The 13,789-nt window shown below is 58.0% G+C and carries 7 protein-coding genes; all 7 read left to right on the forward strand.

All coding sequences use genetic code 11. The features are described 5' to 3' along the window. Positions 1-37 precede the first annotated feature (37 nt). The 7 genes from AC061P_RS05080 to AC061P_RS05110 all read left to right on the forward strand — a co-directional run bounded on the left by AC061P_RS05080 (position 38) and on the right by AC061P_RS05110 (position 13,658). The gene (locus tag AC061P_RS05080; RefSeq protein WP_449648870.1) at positions 38-667 is read left to right on the forward strand and encodes an FHA domain-containing protein; all 630 of its coding nucleotides are present in this window, start codon (positions 38-40) and stop codon (positions 665-667) included. Between the two features lie 19 nt (positions 668-686). Beyond that, complete coding sequence (locus AC061P_RS05085; RefSeq protein WP_449648871.1) at positions 687-1,481, forward strand: PP2C family protein-serine/threonine phosphatase; 795 nt, start codon at positions 687-689, stop codon at positions 1,479-1,481. A gap of 119 nt (positions 1,482-1,600) precedes the next feature. Continuing rightward, on the forward strand, positions 1,601-3,028 hold the full coding sequence (locus tag AC061P_RS05090) for a serine/threonine-protein kinase (protein WP_449648872.1): 1,428 nt from the start codon (positions 1,601-1,603) through the stop codon (positions 3,026-3,028). A 24-nt stretch (positions 3,029-3,052) separates the two neighbouring features. Next, positions 3,053-8,959, forward strand: coding sequence for an Ig-like domain-containing protein (locus tag AC061P_RS05095; protein ID WP_480392000.1), 5,907 nt, complete (start codon positions 3,053-3,055; stop codon positions 8,957-8,959). 9 nt (positions 8,960-8,968) lie between these two features. Beyond that, the gene (locus tag AC061P_RS05100) at positions 8,969-9,940 is read left to right on the forward strand and encodes an AAA family ATPase (RefSeq protein ID WP_449648874.1); all 972 of its coding nucleotides are present in this window, start codon (positions 8,969-8,971) and stop codon (positions 9,938-9,940) included. Then, complete coding sequence (locus AC061P_RS05105) at positions 9,937-11,370, forward strand: DUF58 domain-containing protein (protein WP_449648875.1); 1,434 nt, start codon at positions 9,937-9,939, stop codon at positions 11,368-11,370. Before AC061P_RS05100 ends, AC061P_RS05105 begins: the two co-directional genes overlap by 4 nt. Then, entirely contained in the window at positions 11,367-13,658 is a 2,292-nt protein-coding gene (locus AC061P_RS05110) for a transglutaminase TgpA family protein (RefSeq protein ID WP_480392001.1), read from the forward strand. Before AC061P_RS05105 ends, AC061P_RS05110 begins: the two co-directional genes overlap by 4 nt. Positions 13,659-13,789 lie beyond the last annotated feature (131 nt).

Consider the following 13,789-nt stretch of genomic DNA (forward strand, 5'->3'; position numbering starts at 1 on the left):
CCCACGAGAAATCGTCAAGCGAGCCTAAACTTACGGGGTGAAGCAAGACTTCGACGACACGATTACTGCGGGCCAGCGTCCCGTCGTGCAGCCGACTGAGCCCGACCTCGATGACACGATCATTCTTTCGTCCAGAAAACGGCCGGTAGTAGTGCAGCCGTATATTCGGCCAGGCGCTGGTGCTGCGCCCTCCGCTGGCCGGGCCGCAGCCTCGCCAACCGCACAAGTTCCTGCACGCCTGCCGACGCGGGTCAGGGCCCAACCGGTGACTCGTTCACGTCCCACTGCCGCGAATACGCCCGAGACATCCGCACTGTATTACCGGGTGCAAATCGATGGTGCAGCAGGTGCCCACAATCTTGAGCATCCGTGTGTGTTTGGCCGTGACCCTAGGCCCCCACGCGTCGTTCGCGGCGTCGGGCCTAGGCTTATCGCGGTGAATTCGCCAACGCGAGAAGTGTCAGAGACCCATGTAGAGATACGTCAGTTGGGTTCATCAGTTATCGTGACAGATCTTCGATCTACCAACGGGTCCGTTGTTCAAGTTCCCGGCAATGCCGCGAAAAAACTTCGGCAGGGTGAGTCGGTAGTCGTAACTGCCGGCACGCTAGTGGATATTGGAGACGGAAACATTATTCGGATTCTGCCGCGGCGGCGTCTGGAGTAAAGCAAGCAGGAAGGTGGCCGTGACCGAAATCGGCGGCAACAATTCACGGCACACGATCGCATTGCCAGGGCGAGAAGACCAGACGTTTACGTTTGCGTGGGCTGCAGGCACTCATACTGGACATCGGCGTGCCGCAAATGAGGACAGTTATGTCGCTCGGGCACCGATGTTCGCGGTTGCTGATGGCATGGGCGGACATTCGGCTGGTGACCTCGCTAGCGCTGCCGTCGTCGAGCGCCTCGATGACGCCATCACGGGAGACTTCTTGCCTGCGCGTTCGGTGGAACGTGCACTTGAGCGCGCCACTGACTACATCGGGTTGATCGCTCAGGACAGCGAACTTGGCGTCGGCACTACCGTCACCGGTGTTGTGCTCACTGAGCATCACGAGTCGGTGGCCTTCGCAGTTTTCAATGTTGGTGACAGTCGGGTTTATTCTTTCGAAGATGACGTGCTCACCCAGATCACCCGAGATCACTCTGTAGTTCAAGATCTTGTGGATGCTGGACTCATCACTCGTGACGAAGCTGACGATCACCCAGACGCCAACATCATCACACGGGCGATCGGCTTCAACGCGGCGCCATCGCCAGATTTTTGGATGCTGCCGATCCACCGGGGACAACGACTGCTCATCTGTTCTGATGGACTCACTCGCGAGGTGCCGGAGGATGAACTTTCGCGTCAACTGGCCGAACGCACTGACCCGGCACAAACCGTGTCAACTTTGATCGCAGCAGCACTCGACAGTGGTGGTCGTGACAACATCACCGCGATCATCCTCGATGTACTAGAAGTACCTACAGTGGACTAGGCGGTAGGTCCTCCATACTGGGGACAGACTCTCTGACCCCAAACAAGGGGCAGAATCCGGATATTGAGCTAATTGCTCACTTAGAATGGTCGAACTCGTCGACATGTTAGGGGTGTGCTGTGGCTCGAAGACTGCCATCAGAGCCCCCTGCGCTGCCGGGGTTTTCCCACGTCCACGTTCTTGGTTCCGGCGGATTCGCTGACGTATTTCTTTATGAGCAGAACATGCCACGACGTCAGGTCGCTGTCAAGGTGATGCTGAGTGAAGTTGTCAACGACCAAGTTCGACAAATGTTTCAGGCCGAAGCGAATCTTATGGCGCAGCTCAGCGCCCACCCGTCGATCCTCACGGTCTATCAGGCGAGCGTCTCTTCCGATGGCCGACCGTACTTGGTGATGGAACTTTGCTCATCGACTTTGAGTCAGCGCTACCGGGCCGAGCGCTTGCCAGTTCCCGAGGTGCTGCGCATCGCTATCAAGATCGGCAGCGCGATTGAAACAGCTCATCGCGCCGGCGTTCTTCACCGTGACATCAAGCCATCGAACATCCTGACGACCGCCTACGGGCATCCGGTGCTCTCTGACTTCGGAATCGCAGCGACCCTCAGCGAATCCGAAAATCTTGAAGCCGTCGGAATGTCGATTCCGTGGTCCGCACCAGAAGTCTTGATGGATGAGACTGCTGGCACTATTGAGTCTGAACTGTGGTCGTACGCTGCGACTGTTTATTCCCTCTTGGCCGGTCGTTCGCCGTTCGAAGTACCGGGCGAGTCGAATAAGTCGACGGACTTGATTTCGAGAATCAACCGAGCCAAGCCTCGCACGACCGGTCGTGGCGACGTTCCCGAGAGCCTTGAGCGTGCATTGAATCGTGCGATGTCGCGCAAGCCGGAATCTCGCCAAGGCAGTGTGCTTGAGCTTGTGCACGAGCTCCAAGCGGTGGAGTCGGAACTCGGCCTTTCGCAAACTCCGATCGAAGTTGCTATGGATGACTGGGCACTCGCGACCGTTGCAGAGTTGGAAGACCGCACTCGAGTTCGTCCAGGTCAGGCTTTGCCGGTTTCGTCATCTCAACGCCGAAAGCGTCGTCGTCCGGCAGCGATCGATGACAGTTTCGGTTCTTTCGACAGCGAGGCCGTCGATGAAAAAGCGGGAAGACGAAAGACTGGCTCGAACCCGCCACCTCGCGGCTACCGCATGCAGGCCATCGCGTGGGTCGGAGTAATTGTTGCCGCACTTGTTGTGGTGCTGGGGGCAACTGTGACGTTCACCCAGTTGCAGTCACAGTCGAGTGGCATTCCTGTTGTTAGCGATATCAGCGCGACAATATCGAGCGATGTTGTGGAATTTTCTTGGAAAGATCCCGGACTCGAAGCGGGTGATTCGTACCAAATCACCACGACCGACGGTCAACCGCCGGTGCAACAACGGGAGCCGAGTTTCGTCGTCGATGCGGAATCAGGCGAGAACGTCTGCATTTCTGTGACAGTGACGCGCGACGGAAAGTCTGGGTCATCGAGTGCTCAGAAGTGCGCGGTGTTGCCATGACGCCAGTAAAAGTAGGCGGTGACGATGGCTAAGCTGTGGCGCGGAGCGCGCCGCTCCACTGTTGTTGGTGCGGTAGCCATCTCTGCGATCGTTGCGTTGATCGCAACGATCGCCGTTGTGTCGACGGGTTACACAGCACAGCGCGTTGATCTTGCCGACGGTGCTGTGTGGGTTGCCAACAACCAGCAGCAGGCTATTGGCCGCGCAAGTACAGAAGTGCTCGAAATCAACTCGGTGGTGAACGCTCAAAGCGCTGACCTTGAGGTTGTTCAGCACGGGGAGAACGTGCTGCTATTCGATCGCTCTGAGAGCGCGATCGATGTGGTTGATCCCGCGCTTTCAGAGGTAGCCGAGAGTATTGCGCTCCCGCCAAACCAACCCGAGGTCTTCTTCGCAGGGAAAAACGTCGTTGTGCTTGAACATGGCACCGGCGAAGTATGGATCCGCTCTTACGACGACTTCCTCAATTTCGATGCTGAGTCTGTCGCGTCGCTGAGCCTCGGTGCCGACGCGATTGTCAGCGTTGACGAAGACGGATTGCTTTTCGCTTTCTCCCCGTCGACAAGTCAGCTTTTTCGGGTGAACGCCGCGATCTCCGACACCGCAGAATCGAGCGTTACCCTCGACCTCGACACCACTGCGGAACTCAGCATTACCTCTGTTGCCGGCCAGTGGGCAATTCTCGATGCGGATGCTCAACTGCTCTATATGGACGGCAGGACGGTCGACCTCACTGGCCTTATTGATGGTGGCAATGGCCCGATCCTCCAGCTCCCATCCACCGGGGGAGAGCGAGTGCTCATCGGCTATAGCGATGGGGTTCTTAGCGTTCCGCTCAGTGGGGCCGCCGCCGTTGGCTTGGCAACTGGCCAGTCAGGGTTGGCCTCGGCACCGCTTCGGATTGGTGATTGCGAGTTCGCCGCTTGGACGAGCGGCGAGAACTGGCGACGCTGTCCAACGGATGCCGGTGATGGTGTGATGCTGCAATTGGCCGAGATGCAAGCCAACGCGCAGTTGTCATATTCCGTTAATGGCACGCGCGCGGTTCTCAATGATCGACTCAGCGGACGCACCTGGGCCATTCAGGATGATGGCGAGCTCATCAATAACTGGAACGAACTCATCACGACAGATGAGGAAGAACCTGAAGTTGAACAAAATCTTCTCGATCTCGAACCCGAAGTCGACAAGGTGCAGCAACCACCCGTTGCCGTTGACGACGCGTTCGGGGCTCGCCCCGGTCGCGCAACAGTTCTTCCGGTGCTACTGAATGACTATGACGCAAACGGCGACGTCCTCGTTGTCGAAGAACTGCCGACGATTAGCGCAAGTGTAGGTCGCATCGACCGAATCAATGAACGCCAGCAGATTCAACTTACGCTCGAGCCAAGTGCGAGCGGCCAAGTTAGTTTCAGCTACACCATCAGTGATGGTCGCGGTGGTACAGCGACAGCAACCGTGGTCGTCGACATTCGCCCAGATTCTGAAAACTCGCCGCCGCAGCAGGTGCGGGCGACGAAGTTCACCGTTCAAACCAGCGGACGAATTACCGAACAAGTGCTTGGCGACTGGGTTGATCCCGATGGTGATCCGTTTTATCTGACGAGCGCGGCAGTCGCGGTTCCCGACACTGTGAGCTACAAGCCAGGCGGAGACGTTATTTTCTCTGACTCCGGCGCTGGCGGCGAACTCAAAATCGTCACTCTCGTCGTTTCAGATGGCGACGCCGAAAGCTCGGGTAGCATTTCCGTTTCGGTCAAATCGCCCGGGGAAGTTCCGATCGAAGCCGATCCTTTTGTCGTACTGGCGTATGCGGGCAAAGAAGTCACGGTCTCACCGCTGGCTCATGTTCGCGGTGGCAACGGAAACATCCGCCTCAATAGCGTTCCAGCCAAGACTGGTGCTCAAGTCTTGCCCAGCTACGAGACGGGCACCTTCCGGTTCAAGAGCGATGAGATTCGCAGCCACAATCTTGAGTACGTTGTCACAGACGGAAACCTGACGTTTACGGCAATCGTACGAATCGATGTCGTTGCACCACCAGACGCGAACACGACACCGATTACGGTACCCAAGACGATTTTCGTGCAGACACTGCAGAACGAACGAATCGATGTTGCGGGCACTGACGTTGACCCCGCCGGCGGAGTGCTTCTCGTCACAGAAATCATGAATCTGCCCGCCGGCTCTGGCGTACGCGCCGAAGTCTTGGAACAGCGACTCGTGCGTGTCAGCTTGGAAGCTCCACTCGACGACGGTCCAGTGAGTTTCAATTACCGCATTAGTAACGGCCTTGCGGACGCCATTGGCGTTATTACTGTTGTTGAAATTCCCGCCCCGTCGCGGCTGCAAGCTCCGATCGCGAACGATGATTCCGTTACCGTTCGCGTGGGTCAAGCTGTCGACATTCGGGTACTCCACAACGACGAACACCCTGATGGACTCGAACTGACTCTCGTGCCCAAGCTTGCTCAGGACCTCCCTGAGGATTCCGGGCTCCTGTTCGCCTCCGGCCAAGTTCTTCGCTACCTTGCGCCCGACCGCACCGGAAACTTCACCGCCGCCTATCAAGTCGCTGGTCCCGATGGTCAGTCAGCAACCGCGATTGTGCGCATTGCCGTTCGTGAACTCGACCCGGCAAGCAACAACCCGCCAGTTCCCCCGACGGTTACTGCTCGCGTTCTTGCTGGAGACACCGTGCGAGTGCAAATCCCGTTGACGTCAGCAGACCCCGATGGTGACTCCGTTCAGTTGCTGGGTCAAGCAACCAACCCCAGCAAGGGCGCGGTCATTGAAGTCGATTCGAATACCTTTGTTTACCAAGCCGGAGAGTACTCCGCCGGAACAGACACCTTTAGCTACACGCTCATTGATTCGCTGGGTGCGCGAGCGAACGGCGAAATCAATATCGGTATCAGCCCACGAATCGATGGTGCGCGGAACCCCGTGGCAATCATCGATGAGGTCACTGTCAAGCCGGGTATTACAGTCTCAGTTCAGGTCCTTGCTAACGACTCCGACCCTGATGGTAGTCCGCTGTCTGTCGTGTCTGTCGAACCGAACGATCCTGCAACCGTTGCTGAAATCGACGGTGACGTCGTCAATGTGACTCCGCCAGAAGAACCAGGCGACTACGGAATCATCTATGTCATCGAGAACGAAACGGGCGGTTCGAGCCAGAACTTCATCCGCGTCACAGTTGACCCTGAAGCCAAACCCGCCTACCCGATAGCGACGGATAGTGTTCTCACACTGTCAGACGTGCTCGACCGCAATCGTGTAACGGTCGATGTGCTCGGTGACGTGTTCTTTGCGGATGGTGACCCTCGCACGCTATCGCTGGCAATCTACACAGGCTTCGGCGATGTCGCACGAGTGACCTCTGACAAAAAGATCGAAATTTCTGTTGAGGATGCCGGACAGATCATCCCGTTCCGCGTCACCAACCCGGCAGACCCCGAAGCCTTCAGCTACGCCTTCATCAAAGTGCCCGGGTACAACGACGCCTTGCCCCAGATCGATCGTCGAGCCAAAAAGTTGAGCGTCAATAGTGAGAGCACGCTAGTTATCGATCTCAACGACTACATCATTGCGGTCGGGGAGAAGCCGGTTCGACTCACCGACTCCAGTACGGTCTTGGCGACCCACAGTGATGGCACGAGCCTCGTGCGCGACGAAGACACTCTTGTTTACACGTCGGCAGAAAAGTACTTTGGTCCGGCATCCATTTCGTTTGAGGTCACGGACGGCACGTCAGCGACCGACCCTGAAGGCCGCAAAGCAATCTTGGTGCTGCCGATCGACGTGCTCCCTCGAGACAACCAAGCTCCAGTTTTTGGCGGCGCCGTAATTGATTTTGAGCCGGGCCAGGAGAAGGAGATCGATCTCCTCAAGCTGACGAACTACCCCTACCCTGACGACCTGGACGAACTCGCCTACTCCGTGTTGAGCCCACTCCCTGAGGGCTTCACTTATTCGCTTGAGGGCACGACGTTGATTCTTCGCGCGAACAACAGCGCGTTTAAGGGAACTCGGACGTCGATCTCGCTCGGGGTCAAGGACGACCTCTCTGAGGGTAAATCCGGGCGTATCGAGCTCAATGTAGTTCCTTCAACTCGCCCGCTGGCAAGCCCAGCGCCAGACTCTGCAATTGCTCAACGCGGTCAGACCACGGTCGTCGACGTACTAGCCAACGACGCGTCGACCAATCCGTTCCCCGGTGCACCATTGCGGGTTATCGATATTCGCGGGCTCGGTGGCGGAGCGATCCCCGCCGGATTGACGATCGTGCCGAGCAGCGATAAGAGCACGTTGACCGTTACCGTTTCGGCTGACGCAGTGCCCGGCGACGTGAATCTTCAGTATCGGGTTGCTGACGCGACCAACGATGTGTCTCGCTACGTGTGGGGAACAGTGACGGTCTCCGTTCAGGATCGACCTGATCCGGTCTCCAACCTGGGGCCAAGCGGCTTCGGGGACAAGACCATCATGATGCGCTGGAACGCCGGTCCGTCTAACAATTCGGCCATTACGTCGTATCGGGTGACCACGAAAGTCGGCACCGTCGTTGCGAACACGACGGAGTGTGCCGGCACAACGTGTGCAATCGCCACCGCAGGCAACGGCCCAACGAATGCGGTCAAAGTTACGGTGGTCGCTATTAACGCGATCGGAGAATCCGACCCCGTAACGCTTGCAGACGCTGTCTGGTCTGACATCATCCCCGTAGCCCCCACTGCATTGAGTGCAGCCCCTCTTGACCACGGTCTGCGACTGACCTGGAATGCGGTGCCCACACCGAGCGGTGGTTCACCAGTGGACCGTTACCGCGTTGTCGTTGGTGGATTCGAGACCTCGCTCGGGTTGACGCAATGCGACAGCACCACGTGCACCTGGGATACTCCAGCGACGTGGGTACTCGACAACGGTGTCGCCGTTACCTATACAGTCAGCCCGCGGAACGCGGCCTACACAGCGCTATCGGTGTGGAATACCAGCGAGCCGCGCAGCGCAGTACCCGCTGGCCCACCGATCGCACTTGCTGCTCCCGTTGCGAGCGTTGTCAACGACAGCACAGCCAATCTGACGTGGGCGGGAGCATTTAGCGAGAATGGTCGCCCCGTTACCGAGTACACCGCCGCTGCCTATACCGGGACAGCTCCTACCTGTGCTGCTGACGGATCGATCGCTCGCAACGGTGCCAAGCTTTCGGCGGCCGCCAGCGGTACGTCGACAACGTTTACCGGGCTAGCCCCCAATCGCACGTACACAATGCTTGTGTTTGCTTACAACGGGCAAGGCTGCACCGTATCTCCAACAGTGATTGCGCACACCCCTCCCGCTGTCGTGACCGCGCTCAATACGGCAGGACCGGTGGCAAACGGCAACCGATTCGACTTCACCGTCAACGGTGGAATGATGGGCAGCGACGCGCTGACAAGCGACTACACGCTCTACTACCGTCTCAGCGGTGGCAGCGTTCCCGGCACAATTTTTGGACCAGTTGCGCTCGGCTCGTTCCTCACGGCCGACGGTGGTCAACAGTATGGAACCTACGTTTCCGTTGAAGTGCGCGCGTGCCGAAGCTACGGATCGGGCCCGATCTGCCAGCCGACCTGGTCAACACCATTCCCGCTCGGAGTTCCCGTAAACCCCTCAGTGGCAAGCCTCACGTTCACGTCTGACAATGACGTACTTAACCAGAGCGGAACCTTCACGTGGCTCGATTGGCCCACCGGCACCTACGAGGCTGTGCAGTATCGCTGTGGAGGCGCAACGCTTGATGCTTGGCAGACAGCCAACACCAGCACGCCCGGCGGCAGCTGCCACGCGGACGTGGCCCTACTGGCAACCCCAACACTTGTCGTCCGCGTCATCGCCAACGGTGGCCAAACCTACGACAGAACGTATAACGGATTCGATTATGACTAGAGGTGCGGTATGAGCATGACTCCCGATGAAGCTGCATGGTTCGCAGAGAGTTTCAACAGGCTCGTCACGAATGTCGAGCAAATCCTGCTCGGAAAGACGTTTGTGGTGCGCCTCGGATTCACTGCGCTGCTGAGCGAGGGGCACCTGCTGCTTGAGGACTACCCCGGCACAGGAAAGACCTCGTTCGCTCGCGCGATAGCGCAAAGCGTGTCAGGAACCACGAACCGCATCCAGTTCACCCCAGACCTACTGCCGGGTGACATCACCGGAGTCAGTATCTACGATCAGCGGGACAACGAGTTTGAGTTCCACCCCGGACCAATCTTTGCCAATATTGTTCTTGCCGATGAGATCAACCGTGCGAGCCCCAAAACTCAAGCTGCGCTGCTAGAAGTGATGGAAGAAGGGCAAGTAACCGTAGACGGAATTTCACACCCCGTTGGCGCGCCCTTCATGGTGATTGCTACTCAAAACCCCATCGAGCAAGCGGGTACCTACCGTCTACCCGAAGCACAACTGGATCGCTTTCTGATGAAAGCTTCGATCGGCTACCCAGACCGGGCATCCACCCTTCGTATCCTTGATGGTGCCGGCGTGGCCGCGCACTCCGTGACCATTGACCCTGTCGTCAGCGCTGAGCTTGTTGTTGAAATGGCTCAGCTCGCTCGCACTGTTCATGTCGACCCGACAATAAATGACTACGTAAGCCGGCTAGTTGAAGCGACTCGCAGCGCAACTGAAGTTCGACTTGGCGTGAGTGTCCGTGGAGCGCTCGCGCTGATGCGCGCAGCCAAGACCCTGGCGGCCTCCAACGGTCGGCACTATGTCGTTCCCGATGACGTGAAAGCACTTGCCGAGCCCGTACTTGCGCACCGACTGGTGATCGATGCCGAAGCAGAGTTTGAAGGTGTAACCGCCTCGAGTGTTATCGCCCAGATTCTGATTGAGAATCCTCCACCCACTGAACGGCAAGCCGTGTGAGTTCGATTTTCTCGCGCCAGGCTAAAAGAGAGCCCCGTCAACAACCCGCAGCGGAACATCAGGATCCGAGCGGCGAACGAGCGCGCTCTGACGCAGACTTCCCGACTGCAATCCGGGGACTCGACAACGCACGAACTCGAATTGTCGGGTACCGCACGGGGTTTCTCGCTGACCTAATCGTGGCCATCGTGCGTTTCGTTGGCCTCGCGCGCACCATGATCTCTCGCTACGCGGCGAGAGTCACGTCAGTCGTGACTCCGCTCGGCTGGGTGATTCTTGCCCTCATCCCTCTGAGCCTGATCGTTGGTTACTCGATAGCGTGGGTCGAACTCGTTATTGCGGGCTACGCATTCATCGCTGTATCGCTGATGGCGGCCATTTATCTCTTTGGGCGAAGCCAGCTCGCAATCAGCCTTCACGTGGATCGACGGCGTGTGGTTGTCGGGGAGGCTGCAAGCGGCGAGGTTCGCGGGGTCAACGAGAGTAAGCGACGCAGCCTCGGAGTTGTCGCTGAAATTCCGGTCGCTCAGACCTTTGCCGAGGCAGTGCTTCCGAGCATCCGGCCCGGCGGTTCGGCAACGCACGATTTTCCCATCCCTACTCATCGTCGAGGCGTTATATCAGTCGGCCCCGTACGAACAGTGCGCGCTGACCCGATAGGGCTTGTACGCCGCGAGCTCGTGTGGACTGAGTCCGCGGAAGTCTTCGTTCACCCGCGCACCATCAGTATCCCCAGTGTCAGCACTGGTCTGATCCGCGACCTTGAAGGAAACCCCACCAAGGATCTAGCAAATAACGACATTTCTTTTCATGCGCTCCGCGAATACCTTCCGGGTGACGAGCGGCGCAACATCCACTGGAAAACCACTGCGCGAACCGGCCGGTATATGGTTCGTCAGTTTGAGGAGACCCGCCGCAGTCATTTGGTGATCGCGTTAAGCTTGGCGACTGCCGACTTTGCGAGCGAATATGAATTCGAGATGGCGGTGAGCGTTGCCGGATCTCTGGGCGCGCAAGCTATTCGCGATGCCAGAACGGTAACGGTAGTTGCTAGCGCGCAAACACCGCAGTTTGCCAAACGGAAGATTTTCGCCGTACGAGCCCTTTCCACTTTGACCGGGACCCGACTCCTCGACGACCTCACTCGCGTGCAGAATGCAGAAACGGCTCTTCGAATTGTGGATGTCGCACGCGTTACTTCTGAGCAGACGAGCGGTGTTTCGGTCGCGTTTCTTATTTGCGGTTCACCCGTGACCTCGCAGCAACTGCGCGCTGCATCAACAAAATTCGCCGCGAACGTGGAAGTGGTTGCCATTGTGTGTGACCCGGAAACAGTTCCTGGTTTGCGCAGGGTCGCCGGACTGAGCGTTCTCACGATCGGCTACCTCGAGGATCTTAAACGAGCCCTCGCGCGATCGGCGGCAGTATGAGGCGCACACTGTCACGTTCCTTCTTCCTTGTCAGCGGCGGACTGCTCTGGCTGGCAATTGTTCTCGCTGCGGCCGCGCTGTGGCCGATCTACCGCAGCCCCGCCGTGATCATTCTCATCGCCGTGAGTGTGATCGTCGGCTCCATTGTGGCCGTCGTTTCGCTCTGGAGAAAATGGTCATTCGTGACGACAACGCTTGTCACGTTTGTTGCATTTCTGGTGATCGGAGTTCCTATTGCGATTCCATCCGAGGCGCAATATACAGTGTTGCCGACGCTCGGCGGACTTATCGATCTCGTTCTCGGTGTTGCTCTCGGGTGGAAGCAACTTCTGACAATTTCCCTTCCCGTTGGCAGCTATCAAGCGTTGCTCGTACCAGCCCTCGTGCTTGTCCTCACCGCCACAGTCGCTGCGCTCAGCATCGCCTATCGCACCAGAAGCCCAGAACTTTCAGTGATTCCACCAATCGCGTTGTTCTTGTCGGCAGTGGCGTTTGGCCCCACCTACCCCGATCGACCGGCAACATTGGCAATCGCCCTATTGGTCGTCATTGCGCTCGCGCTGGTGTGGTTTCGCTGGCGACGTCGACGCGACACCGTCAATGCTCTTGAAGCCGCGATGGATACCGCTGGTGTAGCTCGACGCAAGCGAGAGTTTGGCTTTGCTGGTGCGCGAACAGTAATCAGTGCGGTCATGATTTTGGCGATCGCGACAAGTGCCGCAGTCGCTTTTGCCAACGCTGTGCCTCCCGTGAACGATCGCTCCGTGCTTCGCACGGCGATAGTTGAGCCTTTTGATCCGCGAGATTACGTGAGCCCGCTTTCTGGTTTTCGGCGCTATTGGCAGCCAACAACAGCCAACTCTGTGCTTTTCGAAGTGTCGGGTGTCCCATTGGGAACTCGAGTCAGGCTTGCCACACTTGATAGCTACGATGGGGTTGTTTACGCGGTAGGTAGCGGTCGCGTCACGAGCGCTTCCGGATCATTTGCTCGTGTGCCTTCTCGCTTTGACCAGTCTGAAGTCGAAGGAAGTCCGGCCCAGATGGCAATCACTATTGCCGCATATTCAGGAGTTTGGGTGCCGACCGTTGGCCTGTTTGAAGAGGTTGACTTCGGTGGAGATCGAGCCGCGGATTTGCGCGACTCGTTCTACTACAACAAAGTTTCCGGCACTGCAGCGGTGACCGAGCGACTCGAGCGTGGCGATAGCTACACCCTTGAAGGCGTTGTCCCCGTCCAACCCACGGATGACGAAATTTCGACACTTACGCCTGGTGCAGCTGAAGTTCCTCCCATCGGAGTCTCGCCAGACGAACTCACGGAAAAACTCGACCAGTACGTGCGTGGGATCACCGTGCCAGGCGAGCGTCTCGCCGCCATGCTTGCCGGCCTGGCAGCTGACGGCTACATCAGTCACGGTGTCGGTGTAGACGAACCGGCTAGCAGATCTGGTCACTCAGCAGATCGAATTGCTGAGCTGTTTACTGAGCAGCGAATGATCGGTGATGGAGAGCAGTATGCGGTTGCGGCATCCATCATGGCAAACGAGTTGGGGTTCCCCGCCCGAATAGTGCTCGGGTTCGTCACTTCAGACCAGCAGATTCGCGGCAATGACGTGAGCGCCTGGATCGAAGTCAATACCGAAGAATATGGCTGGGTCACGCTTGACCCCAATCCACCATTGCGTGAGATTCCGGACGAAGATCCGGATGACACTGCGCAGGTTGCTCGCCCCCAAACAGTCGTGCAACCTCCGGAAATCGAATCGGACACGCTCAACCGCCAGTCAAACCCGGATAGTGAGCAGGCGCTGCAACCTGACCTTGATCCTGTGCTGCAGGCGATCCTCGCGGTTCTCCGCGCTGTCGGTTGGACGTTGCTCGTGCTCCTCGTGATCGCTGCCCCATTCTTGCTTATTGTCGCCGCGAAACTGCGTCGACGGATATTGCGCCGACGCGCAGATTCCGCCCTCGACCAGATCAGCGGTGGTTGGCAAGAGTTTGAAGACTCCCTCCTTGACCACGGCTACACGCCACCACCGTCAGGAACCCGAACGGAGGTCGCTGCGATAGTGCAAGTACCAGCCGCCCATGACCTTGCGGTGCATGCCGACCGCGTAATTTTCTCCGGAGCTGATCCGAAGTCAGACGAGGTCGATGCGTTCTGGACGAACGTCACCGATCTCGAAAATCAGCTTCACACTGGACTGTCGCGTTGGGCGCGGTTCACGACCAAAATATCACTGCGATCGCTCGGTGGTTATAGTGTCACAAGTCTGTTTAAGCGATAGAGGACTACCCGATGATCTGTTCTTTCTGCGCGACGCAACTGCCCGCCGATGCTGTTTACTGTGCCGAGTGCGGGCGGCCCGCGATGTCCCGGCGCGCCCGCCGCAGCGCTGATGCTGCTCCCAAACGCTCA

It is taken from the genome of Rhodoglobus sp. G.S.4, assembly GCF_056619605.1.